20 protein-coding genes are annotated in these 21,637 nt (G+C 38.2%); 19 read left to right on the top strand and 1 reads right to left on the bottom strand.

What is annotated here, in order from left to right; all coding sequences use genetic code 11:
* Positions 1-29: 29 nt before the first annotated feature.
* The 19 genes from ACJ004_RS08085 (at position 30) to ACJ004_RS07995 (ending at position 19,934) form a co-directional block, all read left to right on the top strand.
* Positions 30-1,301, top strand: coding sequence for an ATP-binding protein (locus ACJ004_RS08085; RefSeq protein ID WP_410892370.1), 1,272 nt, complete (start codon positions 30-32; stop codon positions 1,299-1,301).
* Between the two features lie 91 nt (positions 1,302-1,392).
* The gene (locus ACJ004_RS08080) at positions 1,393-3,144 is read left to right on the top strand and encodes a LytS/YhcK type 5TM receptor domain-containing protein (protein ID WP_410892369.1); all 1,752 of its coding nucleotides are present in this window, start codon (positions 1,393-1,395) and stop codon (positions 3,142-3,144) included.
* Positions 3,145-3,149: 5 nt separating this feature from the next.
* Positions 3,150-3,896 (top strand): LytR/AlgR family response regulator transcription factor, encoded by a 747-nt coding sequence (locus ACJ004_RS08075; protein ID WP_410892367.1) that lies wholly within the window; start codon positions 3,150-3,152, stop codon positions 3,894-3,896.
* Positions 3,897-4,038: 142 nt separating this feature from the next.
* The gene (gene cstA, locus ACJ004_RS08070) at positions 4,039-5,832 is read left to right on the top strand and encodes a carbon starvation protein CstA (protein ID WP_410892365.1); all 1,794 of its coding nucleotides are present in this window, start codon (positions 4,039-4,041) and stop codon (positions 5,830-5,832) included.
* Between the two features lie 315 nt (positions 5,833-6,147).
* Positions 6,148-7,563: a branched-chain amino acid transporter BcaP gene (gene bcaP / locus ACJ004_RS08065; protein ID WP_410892364.1), complete on the top strand. Its 1,416-nt coding sequence runs from the start codon at positions 6,148-6,150 to the stop codon at positions 7,561-7,563.
* Positions 7,564-7,749: 186 nt separating this feature from the next.
* On the top strand, positions 7,750-8,985 hold the full coding sequence (locus ACJ004_RS08060; RefSeq protein WP_410892362.1) for an ATP-binding protein: 1,236 nt from the start codon (positions 7,750-7,752) through the stop codon (positions 8,983-8,985).
* Positions 8,986-9,233: 248 nt separating this feature from the next.
* Positions 9,234-10,424: an HD-GYP domain-containing protein gene (locus ACJ004_RS08055; protein ID WP_410892361.1), complete on the top strand. Its 1,191-nt coding sequence runs from the start codon at positions 9,234-9,236 to the stop codon at positions 10,422-10,424.
* A gap of 147 nt (positions 10,425-10,571) precedes the next feature.
* Positions 10,572-11,771 carry a hypothetical protein gene (locus tag ACJ004_RS08050; protein WP_410892359.1) on the top strand — a complete coding sequence of 400 codons (1,200 nt, stop codon included), beginning with the start codon at positions 10,572-10,574 and terminating at the stop codon, positions 11,769-11,771.
* Positions 11,772-11,926: 155 nt separating this feature from the next.
* Positions 11,927-13,009, top strand: a complete 1,083-nt coding sequence (locus tag ACJ004_RS08045) for a hypothetical protein (RefSeq protein WP_410892357.1) — start codon at positions 11,927-11,929, stop codon at positions 13,007-13,009.
* Entirely contained in the window at positions 12,996-15,164 is a 2,169-nt protein-coding gene (locus ACJ004_RS08040) for a molybdopterin oxidoreductase family protein (protein WP_410892356.1), read from the top strand. The genes ACJ004_RS08045 and ACJ004_RS08040 overlap by 14 nt, the downstream gene beginning before the upstream one ends.
* Complete coding sequence (locus tag ACJ004_RS08035) at positions 15,165-15,725, top strand: 4Fe-4S dicluster domain-containing protein (RefSeq protein WP_007086371.1); 561 nt, start codon at positions 15,165-15,167, stop codon at positions 15,723-15,725.
* 11 nt (positions 15,726-15,736) lie between these two features.
* The gene (locus tag ACJ004_RS08030; protein WP_410892354.1) at positions 15,737-16,261 is read left to right on the top strand and encodes a QcrA and Rieske domain-containing protein; all 525 of its coding nucleotides are present in this window, start codon (positions 15,737-15,739) and stop codon (positions 16,259-16,261) included.
* The gene (locus ACJ004_RS08025; protein ID WP_410892353.1) at positions 16,251-16,442 is read left to right on the top strand and encodes a hypothetical protein; all 192 of its coding nucleotides are present in this window, start codon (positions 16,251-16,253) and stop codon (positions 16,440-16,442) included. Before ACJ004_RS08030 ends, ACJ004_RS08025 begins: the two co-directional genes overlap by 11 nt.
* A complete protein-coding gene (locus ACJ004_RS08020) occupies positions 16,435-16,746 on the top strand; it encodes a hypothetical protein (RefSeq protein ID WP_410892351.1) in 312 nt (103 codons plus the stop codon). Before ACJ004_RS08025 ends, ACJ004_RS08020 begins: the two co-directional genes overlap by 8 nt.
* Positions 16,733-17,014, top strand: a complete 282-nt coding sequence (locus ACJ004_RS08015) for a hypothetical protein (protein ID WP_410892350.1) — start codon at positions 16,733-16,735, stop codon at positions 17,012-17,014. Before ACJ004_RS08020 ends, ACJ004_RS08015 begins: the two co-directional genes overlap by 14 nt.
* A 44-nt stretch (positions 17,015-17,058) precedes the next feature.
* Entirely contained in the window at positions 17,059-17,721 is a 663-nt protein-coding gene (locus tag ACJ004_RS08010) for a sensor histidine kinase (protein ID WP_410892349.1), read from the top strand.
* A 13-nt stretch (positions 17,722-17,734) separates the two neighbouring features.
* The gene (locus ACJ004_RS08005) at positions 17,735-18,388 is read left to right on the top strand and encodes a response regulator (RefSeq protein WP_410892347.1); all 654 of its coding nucleotides are present in this window, start codon (positions 17,735-17,737) and stop codon (positions 18,386-18,388) included.
* Between the two features lie 15 nt (positions 18,389-18,403).
* Positions 18,404-18,853, top strand: coding sequence for a GAF domain-containing protein (locus tag ACJ004_RS08000; protein WP_410892346.1), 450 nt, complete (start codon positions 18,404-18,406; stop codon positions 18,851-18,853).
* Positions 18,854-18,872: 19 nt separating this feature from the next.
* Positions 18,873-19,934 (top strand): PAS domain-containing sensor histidine kinase, encoded by a 1,062-nt coding sequence (locus ACJ004_RS07995; RefSeq protein WP_410892344.1) that lies wholly within the window; start codon positions 18,873-18,875, stop codon positions 19,932-19,934.
* 33 nt (positions 19,935-19,967) lie between these two features.
* Here ACJ004_RS07995 and ACJ004_RS07990 read toward each other — a convergent pair whose 3' ends face one another.
* Entirely contained in the window at positions 19,968-21,623 is a 1,656-nt protein-coding gene (locus ACJ004_RS07990) for a glutamine--tRNA ligase/YqeY domain fusion protein (protein WP_410892342.1), read from the bottom strand.
* Positions 21,624-21,637 lie beyond the last annotated feature (14 nt).

Raw genomic sequence — 21,637 nt, 5'->3', positions numbered from 1 at the left:
TATAGATGTATTGTCCTGGAGGAATAACGATGTTGGCAGAAAAACTTCTTTTGAATGTATTAATTACATTAGCACCTATCCTACTTTATAGCATAATGATTGAAAACAATCGTAAGGTTAATTCTCCATTACTATGCGGCATTCTTCAAAGTATCGCATCACTTGCATGTATGATTTTTTCGTACTCGAACTATGGATTTAATTGGGACCTCCGTTATGTTCCACTGATCCTTGCCTTTCTTTATGCTGGTCCGGTGGCAGGGGGAATGGTTTTAACGACCCTTCTTGGAGCACGAGTCATAATGGGAGGGGAGACCGTTGTTTTTGGTATCGTTAATACTTTTTTCACGGCGCTGCTCCCTTTCCTATTTATGAAAAGGATTTGGAATTTTAATCCTAATAAAAGGGTGCTTCTCGCAACATTAATTGGTGCTTGGTCACTGCTCCTTTGTTATTTCTCTCTCACTACATTCCGCTATCTAGAGGGGGAGTTCTTTAAGTTAGATTTTAATATTCCTGACCTCCTCCTAGTTGGTCTCATTCAAACCATGTCAATTGCCTTAGAGGCAAAGCTTATTGAAGGAATTATCGAACGAAATCGAATGAAGAAAGAGATCCAACGAAGTGAAAAGTTGAATACCCTTGGGGAGATTGCGGCCTCCATTGCCCATGAGGTTCGCAATCCCTTAACAGTTGTGAAGGGATTCCTCCAATTAATGCAACAAGAAGAAAAAGGAAAAAATTACGAATATTTATCCCTCGTCTTAAGCGAATTAGGCCGGGCCGAATCCATTATTAATGACTATTTAAATTTTGCAAAGCCGAAGTTTGAAAAAATAGAAGAATTTTCGTTAAAAGAAGTATTAACTGAAGTGGTCATGCTATTAGACCCTCTGGCTACCAAACAAGGGGTGGAACTTAAGAGTGAATTGGACTCAACTGGATTCGCTATCGTCACAGATCGTAACCAATTAAAACAAGCACTGGTTAACCTTATCAAAAATGCAATTGAAGCAACCCCCGAGGGTGGAAAAGTAACAATACATAACAAGTCAGATCAAAATCAAGCGTCTATTTTAATTGTCGATACTGGAATAGGGATGACACCTGAGCAATTATCCCGAATTGGAACCTTATTTTATACAACTAAAGATAAGGGAACTGGTCTGGGTACATCCGTTTCTTTAAGAATTATTGAAACAATGAACGGGAAAGTTTCCTACAAGAGTAAGCCTGGCGTAGGGACTGAAGTGGAAATGGTCCTTCCTGGCAGCAAAAAAACAGCATTGGTAAATTTTTAATAAAATGGCTAACCGATCTAAGGGACGGTTGGCTTATTTTTTTTGGTATAGTAGTAGGGAAAAGTAAATACGAAAGGTGAGATACCAAACTATGCTTGAATTATTACCTCTCATGCTTGAACGTGTCGGTATTCTTATCATTGTAGCGTTTCTTCTCTCGAGGATGAAATCATTCCGTCAAGTTATTCATAATGAACACGGCATTACAGCAAAAGTAGCGATGATAGCTATTTTCGGTACCTTCGGTGTCATCAGCAACTACACCGGTGTAGAGATTGGACATGGGTCGATTACTTCCCAGGACTGGCTGACAAATATGGACAGAGAAAGTGCTATTGCCAATACCAGGATTATGGGGGTTACAATAGGTGGATTACTTGGTGGACCCATTGTTGGTATTGGTGTCGGTTTAATTGCTGGCATCCACCGATTGACCTTAGGAGGTTTTACAGCTGAAGCTTGTGCCCTTTCAACGATTATGGCTGGGGTTGTTACAGGTTTCTTAAGCAAACGCTTTAAGATTAAAGAGGGGATTTCGCCATGGAAGGCGGTTGTCATGGGGATATTAATGGAATGTGCCCAGATGGGGATCATTCTTTTACAAGCCAGACCATTTAACGAAGCCGTGAATCTTGTTGAGGTCATTGCCTTCCCCATGATTGCGATTAATGGCTTCGGAACCCTTCTTTTTGTGTTAATTATACAAGAGATTCTGCAGGAGCAAGAGCGAATGAGAGCTCTTCAAACCCATAAAGCATTATACATCGCCAATCAAACCCTTCCGTTTTTCAGACAGGGATTAAATGTGGATTCATGTACAAAAGCAGCGGAAATTATTCTTAATTGGACCAATGCGGATGCCATTTCGATTACAGATCAGTCTTATGTTCTTGCTCATGTTGGAACAGGCTCAGACCATCATATTCCATCAGGAAACATGGCAACGGAATTAACGAAAACGGTGCTGGAACAAGGGAGGATCACGATTGCAAAGACCGCTCACGAAATTCAATGCTTTCATCCAAACTGCCCATTGCAGGCAGCCGTCGTCCTGCCACTAAAGGTTCATACTAAAATCGTCGGAACTTTAAAGCTGTATTTCACAGATTCTAGTAAACTTGATCGGGTTGAACAAGAGTTGGCAGAAGGATTGAGCAACCTATTTTCGGTCCAATTAGAAATGGCTGAACTGGAAATACAAAGAAGATTATTAAAAGATGCGGAGATCAAGGCCTTGCAAGCACAAGTCCATCCCCACTTCTTATTCAATGCCATTAATACCATCTCAAGCTTAATTCGAACAGATGCCGATAAAGCTAGGAGTCTTTTAATTAAACTCAGTACCTTTTTCAGAAGTAACCTTCAGGGAGCAAGGCAAATGCTCATACCACTTGAAAAAGAACTCGAACATGTTGAGGCTTACCTAACCATTGAGCAAGCACGCTTTCCAGACCGGTATCATGTTGAATTGGATATTGCACCAGCGTTAGAACGGGTACTCGTTCCGCCATTTACACTGCAGCCACTTGTTGAAAATGCCATTCGTTATGCTTTTCCGAAAGCAAAAAATGGGACTGTAAAAGTCCGTGCCTTTCAGGAAGGGGAGAACATGGTCCTTTTAACTGAAGATGATGGAAAGGGAATCTCAGCAGAGCTGCTTGGTACACTGGGAAACCAAACAGTGGATTCTTCTGGTGGGACAGGAACAGCACTTTGGAATATCAAGAAACGAATTGAAGAAATATATGATCAAAAGGCTTCTTTTCAAATAGAAAGCAGCATGAATAATGGAACGAAAGTATCGATTACACTACCAATAACACAACAACAAAAAGTGGGGTGAGGGATGTGTTAAAGGCTTTTATTGTGGATGATGAACCGTTAGCTAGGGATGAACTTGCCTATCTTCTGAAACGAAGCAAACAGATAGAAATAGTGGGGGAATCGGATTGCGTAGAAAGCGCGTTAGAAAAAATAAGCAATCTTGATCTTGATGTCATATTTTTAGATATTCAGCTCGCTGATGAAAGTGGAATCGAAATTGCAGCTTTTGTTAATAAGCTGGATCATCCGCCATTAATTGTGTTTGCAACAGCGTTTGATGAATATGCCCTTAGAGCTTTTGAATTAAATGCTGTGGATTATATCTTAAAACCTTTTGATGAAAAGAGAGTCTTACAAACAATTAAGAAGCTTTATAAGCTTATAGAAAATAAAAAACAACCGATTCCTTTTTCTAGTCAGAAAAATAATTTTGTTAACGAAAGGTCCGAAAAGCTCGCAATAACAATTGATGAAAAAATTGTTATCGTAAACATAAGTGACATCCTTTATATCGGCACACATGAGGGGAAAACAGTCATTGCCACAGAGAACACCAAGTACTCTGTCAGTGATTCGCTTGTCACCTTCGAAAGGAAGTTGCAGTATTCGTCGATCATTCGTGTTCATCGTGCTTATTTAGTTAATGTCGATGCGATTGTTGAGATAGAGCCATGGTTTAATTCTACCTACAACTTAATTACGAAGGATGGAGAAAAAGTTCCGGTAAGCAGAACCTATACAAAAGAACTAAAACAGCTTCTTGGTTTTTAAAGAGGCTGTTTTTTGCATTTCATTCTAGTATTCTTGTTTTTCATCCTCAAATCTTCGCATTTTAGCCTGAAAACCAAGTGTTAGCGTTTTCTTTCGGTATGATATTGACAAGAGAAAAAGGAATATAGGAGGTTTGAGAAATATGAATGCGGTTTCAATAGTAATTGGCTCGATTTGTATTTTAATGATTGCTTATCGCTTATACGGAACATTTATGGCAGCAAAAGTTTTAAAATTAGATGATTCTAAGCCGACACCGGCACATGAATTAAACGATGGAAAGGACTATGTTCCAACCAATAAATGGGTAACATTTGGTCATCACTTTGCAGCAATCGCTGCAGCAGGACCGTTAGTTGGTCCAATCCTTGCTGCGCAATTTGGATATTTGCCAGGACTACTATGGCTCTTGATTGGAGCAGTTATTGGTGGAGCGGTCCATGATGCGGTCGTCCTCTTTGCATCGATGCGGAAAAAAGGAAAGTCTTTATCAGAAGTAGCGAAAGATGAACTAGGACCCGTTGCAGGTTTTTGTACCGGTCTTGCGATGCTGTTCATTATTACCATCACAATGGCAGGTCTTTCGATGGTAGTTCTTCATGCACTTGAGCATAATCCTTGGGGAACCTTCTCAGTGGGAATCACGATTCCAATTGCAATGTTGGTAGGGATTGCTTATAAAAAAACCGGCAACTTAAAATTAACATCCACGGTCGGATTTATTCTCGTAATGGTTGGAGTATTTGTTGGGCCGTCCATTCAAAATACAGTATTAGGTGATTGGCTGACCTTAGATACAAAAACATTAGCGATTATTTTACCGATTTACGCCTTCTTTGCAGCAGCGTTGCCAGTATGGCTTTTACTTGCTCCACGTGATTATTTAAGCAGTTTTATGAAAATTGGTGTATTTATTGCACTTATCATCGGTGTGTTCATTATCAATCCTGCGATTGAGATGCCTGCGTTTACAAAATTTACATCAGGCGGCGGCCCTGTATTAGGCGGACCGGTTTGGCCGTTTATCTCAATCACGATTGCTTGTGGTGCTATTTCAGGCTTCCATGCCTTTGTTGGTTCAGGTACGACTCCTAAAATGCTTGATCGCTGGTCTGATATAAAGGTTGTTGGTTTTGGCGCCATGCTTGTAGAGTGCGTGGTTGGAATCATGGCATTGATCGCGGCAACCGCCCTTCAGCCAGCAGACTACTTTGCGATTAACTCCACTCCTGAAGTCTTTAAAACACTTGGCATGCAGGTCCAGGAGTTACCGAAACTTGCCAATGAAATTGGCATTGATCTTGAAGGAAGAACCGGTGGTGCGGTGACTCTGGCAGTTGGTATGACGTATGTGTTCACAGCCATTCCATGGTTTGCTAAATTATCATCCTACTTCTTCCAGTTTGTTATTATGTTCGAAGCGGTATTTATCTTAACCGCAATCGACTCCGGAACGCGTGTTGCTCGTTATTTAATCCAAGACTTTTTCGGAGAATTCTATAAACCATTGAAGAAGACAGATTGGCTTCCTGGATCAATATTTGCTAGTGCATTAGCATGTTTTATGTGGGGATATCTTCTTTTCTCCGGTGATATAGGTTCAGTGTGGGCACTGTTTGGTGTATCCAATCAGCTAATGGCATCAATCGGACTAATTGTTGGTGCGACAGTGATTCTAAGTATTGCTGATAAACGTCGTTATATGCTTACCTGCTTGATTCCGCTTGCATATCTCTTTGTTACGGTCAACTATGCAGGATACTGGATGGTGAAAAATGTTTATCTCAATCAGGCGTCTGCAGGTTATAGTGTCTTGAATGGGGTATTGTCCATCATCATGCTATTACTGGGTATGATTATTATGGTCACAGCTATTAAGAAATGGATCGTAATGTGGAATTCACCACGAGTAAAACTTGAAAGAAAAATTGCGTAATCAACATTGAAAACCGGTGACTTTGAAAGGTTATTCTTTCAAAATCATCGGTTTTTTTTTGTATGTTAAAAAAAGGAACAGATGAAATATATGTAATATGGAAATAACATAATTATATCTCTATAGTAGAAACTCGTAACTGCTGTGAAAAATCAAAAGAACAAAGTGTAGTGTTTTCCATGGAATTATTTTCAAATAATTTTATTTTTCAAAATATATTGCTTTTTTAAGAAATTAATTATATTATTTCGATATAGAATTTTATGCGGAATACTTTTTCAGAACATTTCGACATAAATGATGGAGGTTTAACCAATGAATTTATTTAGAAAAAAGTCCATTCAGGCGCTCATTCAGGAAGCTGGACAAAAAGATGTAGTCTTAAAGAAGGATTTAGGCGCATTTGATTTATCCATGCTTGGAATTGGGGCTATTATAGGAACAGGAATATTTGTATTGACAGGGGTTGCTGCGGCGGAACATGCAGGACCAGCACTTATTTTATCTTTTATTTTATCAGGACTAGCGTGCGTATTTGCTGCCCTTTGTTATGCGGAATTTGCTTCTACTGTTCCAGTCTCGGGAAGTGCGTATACGTATAGTTACGCTACTTTTGGAGAGATCATTGCCTGGATATTAGGCTGGGATTTAATCTTAGAATATGGATTAGCGTCATCTGCTGTTGCAAGTGGATGGTCAGGGTATTTACAAGGATTGCTCGCAGGGTTTGGGATTCATTTTCCAAAAGCGCTTACAAGTGCGTATGATCCCGCAAACGGTACATTTATCGATGTTCCAGCCATCCTTATCGTATTAATCATTACCTTGTTATTAACTCAGGGTGTTAAGAAATCTGCCCGTTTTAACACGATTATGGTAATTATTAAGTTGGCTGTTGTTGTGTTGTTCATCGCTGTAGGTGCTTGGTATGTAAAGCCTTCCAACTGGACACCATTTATGCCATTTGGTTTCTCAGGTGTTACAGCTGGTGCAGCAACTGTATTCTTTGCTTATATAGGTTTTGATGCAGTATCCACTGCAGCAGAAGAAGTTAAAAATCCGCAAAAGAATATGCCGATTGGTATTATTGCATCATTACTAGTATGTACCGTGTTATATATTATTGTTTCTGGAATTTTAACCGGTATCGTTCCTTATCAAGAATTAGGTGTAAAGAACCCTGTTGCATTTGCTCTTAATTACATTCATCAAGATTGGGTGGCAGGCTTTATCTCGCTTGGTGCGATTGCAGGTATCACCACAGTATTATTAGTAATGCTATACGGACAATCACGTTTATTCTATGCGATTAGCCGTGACGGTTTATTACCAAAAGTATTTTCTAAGGTAGATAAAAAGAAACAGACACCATTGGTGAATTCTTGGATTACTTGTTTATTAGTATCGATTTTTGCTGGATTAGTTCCATTAAGTAAACTGGCAGAACTAACAAATATCGGAACATTATTTGCCTTTATGACGGTATCAGTGGGAATTTTATATCTGCGTAAAAATAACCAAGCGCCGAAAACAGGATTCCGTGTTCCATTTGTACCGTATATTCCAATTCTAGCTTTTGTGTTCTGTGGATATTTATCGCTTCAGTTACCTAAGACTACATGGATTAGCTTTGGGGTGTGGCTTGTAATTGGACTATTCGTCTATTTCGGATATGGACGTAAACATTCAACTTTGAATAATACTGCCGGTCAAGTGAAAAAAGTTAGCTAAATGGAAAAAGAAAAAATGATTGGGCTTACCTCTATGGTAAGTCCTTTTTTTGTGTGAAACGTATCGAAAAATGTCGAAATTCATCGATTTCACTAAAATGATGTCATTTTATTAATAGAAAAATGATAAAATAGGAGCAGGATTTTTATTAGGAATTTGATGAAGATTGATTAAGGGAGAAACCACATGAAAGATAGCAACAAGTCCAGTAAGCTTATTTTTGAAGAACGGAAAGCAATCATTTTATTTTTATGGTTGTTTAATTTGATATTTTTTTCTTGGGATATTTTCTATTATTATTGTCGTCCATATTTCAATGGAGCGGCCCTTAGTGATTCAAGAGATGGGCTAGGATTATGGGTTTATGTAATATTAGTCGGAGTTTTATTTGCTGCTATTTATTATATAAAAGTAGGAAATATCTATATCGTTAAATATTTATACATAATTAGTTTTCTAATTATTGACATTATAGACAATCTAGTGAGGTATATAGGGACTACAGAACACTTTGCAACTGGAAATATAGTCGAGGTCTTACTTGTTATATTTTCCCCAATTTTTGTGAATAAAAAATACTTTTGGACTGTTTCCATAGGTCTAATAGGTAAGGATTTACTATTAGGTTTGATATTGCAAGATCTTAATGTATTACCGCCAGTTCTTATCTATATCACTATTTCAGTATTAGCGTATGTTTTATTAATCCGTTTTTATTCTTATATTAATTCATTGACTACAGTTTACGAAGAGCTTCGTCAAAAAGAAAAGCTTGCAGTTATTGGTCAAATGGCTGCAGGTATTGGTCATGAAATTCGAAATCCCCTTTCTTCCTTACGGGGTTTTACACAATTGCAGCAAGAACGATACCCAAACACGAACGATTATTATCCAATTATGATTCAAGAGATTGACCGGATCAATTCAATTGTTAATGATCTTATGTACCTTGGTAAACCAAGGGTTATCCATTTTGAAAAAGCAAGTATTGAAGAAATCATTGCATACACATTATCCATTACGCAACAACAAGCGGAGAGACAAGGAGTAACTGTAGAAACAATAATGGCAGGCCCATTACCACCTCTTGATTGCGATGAAAAACAATTGAAACAAGTGTTTATTAATTTAATTAAAAATTCCATTGAATCAATGTCTCAAGGTGGAAGGATTAAAATTAAGGTCAATGTTTTAGAAAAAACAAAAATGTCCGTTTCAATTCAAGATGAAGGATGTGGGATTTCCGACGAAAACATCCATAATCTAGGCGAACCCTTTTTTACAACGAAAACTGATGGAACTGGTTTAGGTTTAATGGTTACAAATCAGATTATTAAAGAGCATTTAGGAGTGCTCAACATCAATAGTGAATGTGAAAAAGGAACTAGGGTAGAAGTGATTTTACCGATAATTCATAGTTGAAGTAAATAAATTACAGAAAATTCCTAATTATAAGAGAAAAAACGGGCCCATTCAACATTTTATTTAAAAATATTTCTTTTTTATACATAAATCATTCTTATTTTAGCTATTTCTATTAAACTAAATGATTTATAATTAAAGAAAAAGTTGAAATATATTTTTTTGTGGAATAAATTGCGATAAATTTAAACATTTTCGAATATGTTGTCGATAAAGAGGTTATGTATCCTTTATATGAGGTAGAAAATATGAAAAAACAAATGGTTGATCCTAATATAAGAAATGAAGAAAGTCGAACGTTGAAATGGTTTTTAATAGTATTTTATATAATATCAATTTCCTTTGATCTAATTTATAAAATAATTGCACAGTATATTCCTCAATTAAAGAATGAATCACCAGATAAATTAATTTTTTGGATATATTTAATCATGTTTGCTTTAATCCCAATTGCCATCTATTTAAATAAAAAACAAAAACAACATTTAATAAAATATATCTATTTTATCAGTTATACTACATTAACAATTCTAAATGATATTGTTACTTTTATTAGTAGCCCGAGTGATTATCAAAGTGGAAATGCCGTAGAAATTTATTGGCTCCTATTAGCTCCTGTTTTTGTAAGCAAACGCTTTGTTATGGTTGTTTCTATAGGGCTAATACTGAAATATATTGTTGTCGGCTTGATCATTAAAGCTCCCATTGTATTATTAGGCATTCTATTAATAGCCATTCTTTCTTTTTTATCATTTATTTTGCTATACAGATTCGAATCATATGTTAAGGCAGTAAAGACCTCTTATGATCAACAGTTAATAGGTATAGTTAAGGGTGTTATTGCTACTCTTGAGTTGAAGGATCCTTATACCAGAGGACATAGTGAGAGAGTAGCAAGCTATGCATTAGTGCTGGCAAAAGAAACAGGGAAATTTAGAGACGAGGAATTAAAGTCATTTAACTATGCTTGTTTGCTGCATGATATTGGTAAAATTCATATCCCTGACCAAATATTGATGAAGCCCACAAGTCTTACAAAAGAAGAATATGAAATCATCAAGTCTCACACAAACGTGGGTGCAGAGGCAGTCTCTAAAGTTGTTGGATTAGATAATAGTATTGAAGTTATTCGTTCTCATCATGAAAGGTGGGATGGCAGAGGATATCCTGACCAACTAAAGGGTGAAGAAATACCATATCTTGCAAGAATAGCTGCGATTGCCGATGCATTTGATGCAATGACCTCAACAAGATCATACAGGTCGGCATTAACTATTGACGAAGCTTATAAACGAATTTTGGAGGGAAAAGGAAGTCAGTTTGATCCTGAATTAGTAGAAGAGTTTCAAAAAGCATTTCCTATATGGAGAAAAATTCACAATACGTCTAACCAAAACCTAGTAATTAGTCAAAACAAAATAAATGAAGTTTTGAACTAACACAAAGGAGGAACGAAGATGAAAATTCGTAAACTTAAAAAAGTTAAAGCGACTGGATCTTGTTGGTGGTGCTGGTTTGTTTAATGATATGGAATGGAGCGGGGATGCTAGTGGAAACTATGCATCCTTCTTTAATGAAAAAATCACATGATAAAGGGTGTTCAAATGAGTGTTACCCTCTCCTCAAGATTGTTATTGGTTCCAATCTTAATTCGCAAGGATAAAAAACATTACATCATTGAAGATCAAGCTGCCGGTGAATTTTTTGAAATGCCAGAGGTTTGTGTTGATGCAATTCATCTCATCAACAATGGAGAGTCATTAGAGGTTATCGAACGGCACCTTAGAGAAAAGTATCCTAATGAAGAAGTTGATCTTATTCATTTTGCCGAGCAGCTTTTAGCATTAAATTTGATTGCTGAAATTGACGGTGAAAAAGTTTTTTCAAAAGAAAACAATAAAGAAAATTTAGGATTTTTGTGGATTTCACCTAAGATAGGGAGATTCTTTTTTAATAAGGTGGCGTTGTTTTTTTATGCTGGACTATTTATTCTCAATTTGATCCTTTTATTATCTAATCCCAGTCTTGTTCCTCGATATAAGGACTTGTTTATTTTTGATTTTATGGTTTTTAACATCCCCGCATGGCTTGTTTTGACATTTTGTTTAGTGTTAATTCATGAATTTGGACATATTTTAGCTATTAGAGCCCAAAATCTTCCGACTAATTTAGGGGTAGGACACCGTTTGTTCTTAGTAGTTCTTGAAACGGATATGTCCTCTGTATGGAAGTTACCCTCGAAAGATCGGAATGTTTTATTTTTAGCTGGAATTTGTTTTGACACAGTAATCCTTTCTCTTGCCTTGATTAGCCAGCTAGCTTTATCTGATGGGTCAGGGATTTTTCAGGGTATCATGAATATTATTGTGTTGGATATATTTATTCGTTTGGTTTACCAACTCTGTGTGTATATGAAAACAGATTTATATCATGTTTTTGAAAATATATCAGGATGTTATAACCTAATGGAGAATGCTCAGTACTTGATATTCAAGAGGGTAAGATTTGTAAGATCAAATGTATCAGAGGATGATATATTTCCGGGTGAGCGAAAGACTGTTTTTTTATATTCCATTTTCTATTTTGTTGGTGTATTTTTAACTTTAAGTTTATATGCAATTTACTATATTCCACAATTAGGGTTTGCCTTTAAAAAGGTGTTACCTGGTTTTTTAGAAGGTCCAGCCACATTTTCCTTTTGGGATGCTTTACTTTTCTCATTGCAAATAACCTTAGGCTTTGGGTTACTCATATTTTCTTGGAGAAAAAAGTATCTTCGAGGCTAATAAGACACTTGTGACAGATATTTGTCTAAAATAACTTTTCTAGGGGTTTTTCCCCCCCATTATGGGGGAACTCCCTGATATTTATAACACTACCGTTTTCATACAATGAGAGTATGAAAAAACGGTAGTGTTATTTTTATTTAGGAGGAAATCCCATGGAATCCAATATTTCAACGACTAAAAAACAAGGGCGATCGGTCAATGATGCGTTTGCATCTCATTTTGCTAAATCAATGTTTCTATCTGTTGCCGGACTTGCCATTTTAACGTTTATCGGTACTAGAATGTTTACACATGTCGACTTAAATCTTTATGGATATATGGTTGGAACCATCGTATTTATTGGAGGCTTTTTCTACCGCTTTATTGCTTGGGGGGAAAGACCGCCAACCAAAATTTTTATTAAAAAAGGTTTAAAGCTATTATTTCGAAAAAGTACACCTAAAACGGCTGTAAATCATTTAGCTATTTACGATTTCATCCGGAATCGTGGAATTTACCGCTGGGTTCAGCATATTCTGATTGGTTGGGGCTGTGTTCTTGCGTGTTTGGTAACTTTCCCGCTTGTGTTTAGCTGGATGTATTTTACGATGGAAGACAATGGCTATTATACGATCGTACTATTTGGAATGAATGTGATGAACGTGAAAGCAGATGGAATCATCGCTTGGCTATCCTATAACGCGCTAAATATTGCAGCGATCATGGTTACAGCAGGTGTTTGCATGGCTTTAAACCGCCGCTTAAAAAATATGCAAGCAAGAGCGGAGCAAAAGTTTATGTACGATTTCTTACCGCTTTATCTATTATTGTTTATTTCCGTTACTGGATTGTTATTAACTGTTCAAAACGTATTTTTACATGGCTGGATGCAGCCGCAAATGTCATTAATTCATCAATTTTCCGTTATTGTAACCTTAATCTATTTACCTTTTGGAAAGCTTGCACATATTCCATTCAGACCAATGAGCGTGTTTGCTAGAAATTATCGAGAACATTACGGTGAGCAGCATATGAAAGAATGTAAAGTGTGCGGTGACCATTTTGTATCAGTGGAACAATCGAATGATGTGATCCAAGTTTTAGGAGTTAATGAAATGGAATTCAATATGCAGGATGGCTTTAATCTTGCTGAACTATGCCTGCCATGTCGCAGAAAATATAGAATCTCAAGATTCTCAGGCTTTGCAACACATCAAGTTAAGGTCAAGGAGGCAAACCAGAATGCAAAGGGATAAGTTCTTTAAAGAAATAGAAAATCTTCGTCATCCAAATGAAACGCTTGTAAAAACCCACTGTAGTTATTGCGGAATGCAATGTGGAATGAACCTGCGTGTTAATACTAAAACAAATAAAATCATCGGAGTGGAACCACGTTATGACTGGCCGGTAACCGTTGGGAAAATGTGCCCTAAAGGGGTTACTGCCTACCAGCAAACAAATCATGATGATCGGATTTTAAAACCATTAATCCGCGATGATGCGTCACTAAAGGGTACAAAAGAAGGCTTTCGTGAAGCAAGCTGGGAGGAAGCTTATAGCTTAATTGCAAGAAAGTTTACTGAACTTCAAAGTAAGTACGGAAAAGATACATTATCAGTGTTCAGTGGTGTATCAATGACAAATGAAAAATGTTATTTAACAGGGAAGTTTGCCAGAGTTGGATTGCAAACACGCTACATCGATTATAACGGCCGCTTCTGTATGTCAAGTGCAGCCGGTGGATTCCTTCGCTCGTTTGGAGTGGATCGCGGTTCAACCTTACCGTGGACAGATCTTCATGAAACGGATTGCTTGTTCATAGCCGGAAGCAATACCGCTGAGTGTCACCCAACATCGATGTTCCGAGTGTGGTCTGTTCAGGAAAGAGGAGGTTACTTAATTGTAGCTGATCCTCGTGAAACTCCTATTGCAAGAAGAGCTGATGTTCACTTGGATTTACGTCCAGGAACAGACCTAGCATTAGCAAACGGAATTCTTAATTTACTTATTCAAAACGGTTATGCGGATGAAGAATTTGTAAACAATCATACAAATGGCTTTGAAGAAACAAAAGAATTGGTGAAAGAATTTACACCCGAATATACAAGTGAACTAACTGGAGTGGCTCCGAATAAAATTATCCGTGCCGCAGAAATTTACGGAAAAGCACCAAATGCAATTGTCATGTTTGCACGTGGTATTGAACAGCAGCATAAAGGTGTCGATAACGTTTCGGCTTATACAAACATGGCATTAGTGACAGGGAAAATTGGCCGCCCTAAAGCAGGAGTTGCTACATTTACTGGGCAGGGTAACGGTCAAGGTGGACGTGAGCATGGCCAGAAATCGGATTTGCTGCCGGGTTATCGTAAATTAACCAATCCAAAGCATGTTGAAGAAGTATGTAAGGTTTGGGGAATTACGCCAGAAGAGATGCCTCAGCCAGGTGTTTCTGCCTATGAAATGTTCGAACTAATGGAGCAAAAAACAATTAGAGGTCTGTATTTGCTTTGCTCAAACCCAGCAGTATCCGCGCCAAATTTAAATTTTGTGCGTAAAGCGTTGAAAGACTTAGATTTTATGGTTTGTGCGGACTTCTATCTTTCCGAATCAGCGGAGTTCGCTGATGTCATCCTTCCAACCGTTACTTGGTCTGAGGATGAAGGAACCGTTACAAACCTTGAAGGACGTATTATTAAAATCAATAAAGCACAAGAGCCGCTAGGGCAATCAAAGCCAGATTGGCAAATACAGGCGGAACTTGCGGAATACCTTGGTAGAGGTAAATATTTTTCTCATTTAAAAACAGCAAAAGATGTTGCAGATGAATTCCGTCTAGCATCTAAAGGCGGTTATGCCGATTATTACGGGGCAACTTGGGATAAAATCGACAAGCAAGACGGTGTGTTCTGGCCTTGTAAAGATGAAAATGATCCAGGAACACCACATATGTTCTTAGATAAAAAATTCTATCACCCAGATGGAAAAGCAAAAATATGTGCATTACCATACCGTCCGCCAGCTGAAGAGCCAGATGAAAAATATCCATTACGCTTAACAACCGGACGTGTTGTCTACCATTATCTTTCTGGGAATCAAACTCGTCGGATTCAGTTTTTACGAGATATGTGCCCAGAGCCTTATGTAGAAGTACATCCAGAAACAGCCGCGAAGTATAACATTGAACACGAAGAATTTGTACGCCTCTTTACCCGTAGAGGTGAGGCTGAATACAAAGTAAAAATCACGGAAGCTATTCGAAAAGATACCGTATTTGTTCCATACCATTTTGGTCACGATAAATCTATTAATCTCTTAACTATTGCAGCGCTTGATCCTATGTCACGGATGCCGGAATTTAAAGCGTGCGCAGCGCAGATTGAAAAACTAGAAATGAAGAAGGTGCAGTAAATGAAAAAGAGGCTATATCTTGAACTTGAAAACTGTATAGGGTGCCGTTCTTGTTTGGCGGCTTGTACACAGTGCGGTGGGCATGAGGAACGAAATCGTAACTATGTTTATGATGTGAACCCGCTTGTTAACCGTCAAACCATGCCTCTTATGTGCCTTCATTGTGTGAATCCAGCATGTGCAAGAAGCTGTCCAGCACAGGCTATCCAAATTCATGAAACAGGGGCGGTACTTTCGGCGCTTGTTGAAAAGTGTATTGGATGTCAAAACTGTACGATTGCTTGCCCATATGGTATACCGAAGTTTGATACAGAGCAAAATCTTATGTACAAGTGTGATCTTTGTATCGATCGTACAAAAGATGGCATCCCTCCAATGTGCGCAAGTGTTTGCCCGTCCAATACATTACAATGGCTGACAGATGAAGAGATTGAAGCGAAGCAAAAGCAATTTAACCTTGATAACGGTAAATGGGTTACAAGTATGCCTTATTTAGAAGGCGAAACAAATGTAAAAGTGAACCTGCCTGGTATTCTGCAGGGTGTCACTAAACTGTTTTAGGAGGGATGATCATGACAGACAAAAATAATAAAATCCCGTTCAATGAAGATAATTATACTCATAATATAAACCGCAACAATGAAAGAAAACTGGACCGCCGCGGCTTTATGAAAACACTAGTTGGGGCAGCAGGAGTGTTTGCTGTTTCCTCTCTTCCTTGGGGAGCTTTGGCTGCAAAAGAATTAACAGGACTAGGAGACAAAAAATATCCAAAGCAGAAAATTACCGATGTTAAGTCTTTGCCTATAGGGGATTCGGTTGACTTTGCCTTTCCAGGTGAACATGACAGTGCTATTTTAATAAGATTATCTGAAAAAAAATATGTTGCTTATCAAAATGCGTGCACTCACTTAAGATGCCCTGTGTTTTGGAAAAAGGATGAAGGAGAAATGCTTTGTCCCTGCCATCACGGAAAATTCGATGTGGAAACGGGTGCGCCAATCGCCGGCCCACCGCGGCGTCCACTTCCAGAAATTTATGTAAAAGTTGAAAACGGTGTGGTTTATGCCGTGGGGGTGAAACGTTATGAAGCGTAGTTACCTGCCTGTCGCATTGCTTTTAGCTGTTTTGTTTTTAAACATTATCTTTACACAATATATGGTTCATCAATATTTCTATGAAAATTATACCAATACGATTATAGCCGCGGTCATCAACATCATTTTGTTTCCCATCGCATTCCTTATTTATAAAAAAGGTGTGAATGTCAATGACTAGTGAAACGTATCTAGATTTTTGTTTTGTCCGTCCGGAAGCAGGCGGTTTTACAACTGAAATCGATGAATTATTAAAGAATACCTTTGCGAAAAAACGCCTGAATTGGTTCCTCGAGGAAAAAACACTTGATGGGGCTGAGATGGTTATTGCTGAGATAAAGGGAATGAGTGACTGGGGTTCTGAAGAAGAAACCATTCAATACATCGAAGAAAATGCCGGTGAGAAGTTTTGGGAGTATCTGCAAGGGTATAAAATGTTCATCTATCCGGTGAAGAGAGGATGTAACAGTTGTGGAACTCATTAAGCTAGAAGATGTAAACCGATTTGTTGGTATCCCAGTAGAGATAGCCATTCAAGATGCTGAGGGTGGAGACCAAGCGCCTGCAGTGAAGAAAGTAGTCAAAAAGGTGCAATTTTGTCCAGATGGAACGCATATCCGCTTCTATTTTGATCATTTTTATTTTCTTGCCGTACCGATTTCTTCTCAAGTTAGAGAATCGGAAGAGCAATGGACGGCTTTTGATTCAGAGAGCGGCTTAACTTATACTGTAAAAAAGGTACAGGTTTTCTAATTGAACCTGCCTTTTTTATATAAAAAAATATTTGGAGGGCTGAAATGGATGGTTTAACTTCAAAACAGCAGATTAGCTCTTATATTATTCATTCCCAAGAGGAAGAAATCAAACGAATTGCCTTAGAGCTTCACGAAGGAGTCGGACAAAACCTATATAGTATTCTAACAGGCTTACAGTTTATTGAATCAGGTGCAAAAGAGCCAGATATGAAACATTATGTACACGAAATGTCCCAGTTGATTGAAAAGACCATTCAAGAAATTAGGCTCCTATCTGTTGAATTACATCCACCTACCCTGACAACGCTTGGTTTACTTCCAGCCATGAGGAGTTATATTAAGTTATATACCTCAACGTTTGGGATCCTTGTAAAATTAGAATCAACAGGTGAAGAAAAATGGATTTCTGAAAAAAATAGGATTACGGTATTTCGTGTCTGCCAGGAGGCACTTGCCAATATTGCAAAGTATGCAGACACTTCTAATGTAACCATTACCTTCATTTGGACGGAGAAAGAATTGAATATTACCATATATGATTTTGGCAAAGGATTTCAACCGGAGGAATCCCATTACTTGAATCCATTATCAGGGCTTGCCGCCATGAAAGAACGGATGCTTCTGACTGGCGGACAGTGTAACATTTCCTCTAAAATAGGAGAAGGAACATCTATAGAACTATCTCTTCCGTTAAATCGAGATTAAAGGAGAGTTAAGATTGATAAAAATCCTATTGGTTGATGACCATGCCGTTGTTAGAATGGGCCTTAAGATGCTGCTAAACACAAATCCTGAAATGGAGGTAATTGGTGAAGCATCGGAAGGCAATGAAGGAATCAAACAAGCTTTAAAGTTAAAACCTGATGTGGTGGTTATGGATTTAAGCATGCCACATGGAAAAGACGGCTTATCGGCTACAATGGAATTAAAAAAGTTAATGCCTCAGGTTAATATCTTAATATTAACGATGCACGATGATGAGGAATATCTTTTTCGTGCGATTCAAGGGGGAGCATCTGGATGTATCTTGAAAAGTGCTCCGCATGCAGAATTAATGTCTGCAATCGAATCAGTCGCCGTCGGGGATGCCTATTTACATCCTTCGGCACAGAAGAGATTGATGGAAGAATATTTGAGTTCCGTAAAACAAGATGGGAATGATACGTACAATCTTTTATCCGAACGGGAGAAAGAGGTCCTAACACTTATTGCTAAAGGGTATTCCAATAAGGAAATTGCTGAACAATTGGTAATCAGTGTAAAAACTGTCGAAACCCATAAAGGGAACTTGATGGAGAAACTACAGATGAAAACCAGACCTGAGTTGGTCGAATATGCCGTAAGAAAAGGATTATTAGGTTATGGTATTTAAGGAGAATTTCTTGGGATGACAGAGATTAAGGAATTGCAGGCGGTTACCGAGGTTTGTGATAGTCTGATGAATGTGGTCGGCTGCGAATTTGTAGCCCTAGCGTTGCAAAATAAAGTTGGCCCGGATGTTAGGTGGCATTATGCTGCAGGCAATTTAAATGATAAATACAAAAGAATAACTGTCCGTTTCGGAAAAGGAATCGCGGGAAAAATAATCTCAAGCGGCAGTCCAATGTTGCTGTCAGATTTCCCTAACGAAATTATCGGAAAAGTAACGGATCATCCCATTATGCTGGCTGAAAAACTGGTATCCACCTATGCGGTCCCATTATTTTTTAATAGTGCTCCTAAAGGGGTGCTGCTAATTGGGAATAGGAAGGCATCGACGTTTTCTGAAATGGATCAGGAGCATGTAAAAACTTCCGCCCAAGCTTTGGAACAGATATTAATGGAACAGATACTATGAAAGATGCAGGGAGGAGCAAATGAACAAGGAAATAGACCAGCCTGCATATAATTTCGCGAATCTTGAGTTAGAATTAAAAAAATCAATGCAGGAACTAGTGGATATTAAGTTTGCGCTTGATGAATCTTCTATTGTTGCCATCACAGATTCTCGAGGCATCATTACATATGTGAATGATCAATTTTGTCATATCTCAAAATATTCCAGAGAAGAACTGATGGGGAAAGATCATCGAATTGTTAATTCGAGTTACCATTCAAGCGATTTCTTTAAAGATATGTGGAGAACAATCGGTTCAGGCAAAGTTTGGAAAGGTGAAATCTGCAACAGGGCAAAGGATGGTGCCTATTATTGGGTGGATACCACAATTGTTCCTTTTTTAAATGAACAGGAAAGACCGTACCAATACTTAGCCATTCGTTATGAAATAACGGAGCGAAAGCGTGTCGAACGAGAACTTCAAAAAATGATGACAACGATCATCAATGTTCAAGAAGAAGAAAGAAAACGATTGTCGCGGAATTTACACGATGGGATCGGTCAAAACCTTTATAGTCATTTGATTACGATTAACCGTCTCTTGGCAGAGATGGACCATCCGCTTCTTCAACAGATGCAAAGCGAAGCAACTGAATTGATTGAAGAAATTCGGGAAATCTCATGGGAACTGCGTCCCTCCGTACTAGATGATCTTGGCTTAGTGCCAGCAATTCGGTCGTTTTTATCCCGTTACTCTGATCATTACAATATTGATGTGTATTTTGAATGCGTGTTGAATCGGCGTTTGGACATCAGTATTGAATTAACGATTTATCGGATTATTCAGGAAGCCCTCACAAATATTCGGAAATATGCGGAAGTTACTGAAGCAACTGTCACTGTTAGAGAAATTGATGATGTTATTAGAGTCATGATTGAGGATAAAGGAAGGGGGTTTGATGTAAAGAATCAAACCTTTGGTGTTGGTTTGTTTAGTATGGATGAGCGAGCACGTTCTGTTGGCGGAGAGTTATTAATTAGTTCTTCACCAGGGAAGGGAACTAAACTGATCTTAGAAGTAACGAGTTCTATTGTAGAATAAAAAAGAACCAGGCGATGTGCCTGGTTCTTTCATTTATATTTTAAATGAGCTTTTTAAAGAGACGATGCGATTAAATACGAGTTTATCTACTGTCGTATGTTTAGGATCCACGTTAAAGTAACCGTGCCTAAAGAATTGGAATTTATCTTGCGGTCGGCTTTCCTTCATGTTTGGCTCCACAAAGCCTTGTAACACCTCAAGAGAATTGGGATTAACGTTATCTAGGAAGGTCTTTTCAGTATCGCTGTTATCATCTGCTTCGTCCAAAATAAGTGGTTCATAAAGACGGAATTCAGCAGGAACTGCATGGGCCGCTTCAACCCAATGGATTGTTCCCTTAACCTTTCTACCCGTAAAGCCCGTTCCACTTTTTGTCTCGGGATCGTAAGTGCAGCGCAGTTCGACTACATTGCCGTTTGGATCTTTGACGACTTCTTCACATTTAATGAAATAGGCATTTTTTAGACGAACCTCATTACCAGGGAACAGACGGAAATACTTTTTAGGCGGTTCTTCCATAAAGTCGTCTTGTTCAATATAAAGTTCTCTTGAGAATGGAATTTTTCTCATACCCATTTCAGGATTCTCTGAATTAATTTCAGCATCTAGCAATTCAATTTGTCCTTCTGGATAATTCGTGATGACAACCTTTAATGGATTAATGACACCCATGGTACGTGGTGCTTTTAATTTTAAATCCTCACGGACAAAGTGTTCGAGCATTTGCGTATCAACTGCCCCAGAACCTTTGTGAATGCCGGTTTCACGAACAAATGCAACGATGGATTCTGGAGTGAATCCTTTTCGTCTCATCCCGGAAAGGGTTGGCATGCGCGGGTCATCCCAGCCATCCACCAAACCTTCGTCTACTAATTGCTTAAGCTTTCGTTTACTCATCACTGTATTCGTCACATTTAGACGGCCGAATTCAATTTGTTGTGGAGTGCTCTCCATTTCACATTGTTCGACAACCCAGTTATATAGGGGGCGTTGGTCTTCAAATTCAATCGTACAAATGGAATGGGTAACACCTTCAATTGCATCCTCCAGTGGATGGGCAAAAGCATACATTGGATAAATACACCATTTGTCACCTGTATTATGATGGGTTGCATGAGCAATACGATAGATTACAGGGTCACGTAAGTTTATATTTGGCGATGACATATCAATTTTCGCACGAAGGACCTTTTGGCCGTTATCATAGGCACCATCCCGCATTTTTTCAAATAGTTCAAGGTTTTCCTCAATTGACCGAGTCCGGTAGGGGCTATCCTTTCCAGGCTCCGTTAGTGTCCCACGGTACTGTCGGATTTCGTCAGCTGACAGGTCATCAACATAGGCTAATCCTTTTTTGATTAATAGAACCGCACGTTTATACATTTCTTCAAAATAATTGGAGGCAAATAATAAATTATCCCATTCAAAACCTAACCATTTTACATCTTCTTTAATCGAGTTTACATATTCGATATCCTCTTTTAACGGATTGGTATCATCAAAGCGTAAATTAGTCATCCCGTTAAACTCATCGGCTAAGCCGAAGTTGATGACAATCGATTTCGCATGCCCAATATGTAAATAACCGTTTGGCTCTGGCGGGAACCGAGTAATGATTTTGTTGTGCTTTCCGGATTCAAGATCTTTTATCATAATATCTTTAATAAAATTTGATGTGTGATTGTCCACCCTTTTCAACCTCT

This window comes from Neobacillus sp. 204 (assembly GCF_046562815.1).
Classification (GTDB): Bacteria; Bacillota; Bacilli; order Bacillales; family Cytobacillaceae; genus Neobacillus.
Note: the sequence above shows the minus strand (reverse complement) of the source record. Positions and strands in the feature narration are given on the sequence as shown.

Bases quoted from the DNA above. Each gene is read 5' to 3' on its own strand.
- ACJ004_RS08085 (WP_410892370.1), top strand. From the start codon at position 30: ATGTTGGCAGAAAAACTTCTTTTGAATGTATTAATTACATTAGCACCT.
- ACJ004_RS08080 (WP_410892369.1), top strand. From the start codon at position 1,393: ATGCTTGAATTATTACCTCTCATGCTTGAACGTGTCGGTATTCTTATC.
- cstA (WP_410892365.1), top strand. From the start codon at position 4,039: ATGAATGCGGTTTCAATAGTAATTGGCTCGATTTGTATTTTAATGATT.
- bcaP (WP_410892364.1), top strand. From the start codon at position 6,148: ATGAATTTATTTAGAAAAAAGTCCATTCAGGCGCTCATTCAGGAAGCT.
- ACJ004_RS08060 (WP_410892362.1), top strand. From the start codon at position 7,750: ATGAAAGATAGCAACAAGTCCAGTAAGCTTATTTTTGAAGAACGGAAA.
- ACJ004_RS08055 (WP_410892361.1), top strand. From the start codon at position 9,234: ATGAAAAAACAAATGGTTGATCCTAATATAAGAAATGAAGAAAGTCGA.
- ACJ004_RS08050 (WP_410892359.1), top strand. From the start codon at position 10,572: ATGATAAAGGGTGTTCAAATGAGTGTTACCCTCTCCTCAAGATTGTTA.
- ACJ004_RS08045 (WP_410892357.1), top strand. From the start codon at position 11,927: ATGGAATCCAATATTTCAACGACTAAAAAACAAGGGCGATCGGTCAAT.
- ACJ004_RS08040 (WP_410892356.1), top strand. From the start codon at position 12,996: ATGCAAAGGGATAAGTTCTTTAAAGAAATAGAAAATCTTCGTCATCCA.
- ACJ004_RS08035 (WP_007086371.1), top strand. From the start codon at position 15,165: ATGAAAAAGAGGCTATATCTTGAACTTGAAAACTGTATAGGGTGCCGT.
- ACJ004_RS08030 (WP_410892354.1), top strand. From the start codon at position 15,737: ATGACAGACAAAAATAATAAAATCCCGTTCAATGAAGATAATTATACT.
- ACJ004_RS08025 (WP_410892353.1), top strand. From the start codon at position 16,251: ATGAAGCGTAGTTACCTGCCTGTCGCATTGCTTTTAGCTGTTTTGTTT.
- ACJ004_RS08020 (WP_410892351.1), top strand. From the start codon at position 16,435: ATGACTAGTGAAACGTATCTAGATTTTTGTTTTGTCCGTCCGGAAGCA.
- ACJ004_RS08010 (WP_410892349.1), top strand. From the start codon at position 17,059: ATGGATGGTTTAACTTCAAAACAGCAGATTAGCTCTTATATTATTCAT.
- ACJ004_RS08000 (WP_410892346.1), top strand. From the start codon at position 18,404: ATGACAGAGATTAAGGAATTGCAGGCGGTTACCGAGGTTTGTGATAGT.
- ACJ004_RS07995 (WP_410892344.1), top strand. From the start codon at position 18,873: ATGAACAAGGAAATAGACCAGCCTGCATATAATTTCGCGAATCTTGAG.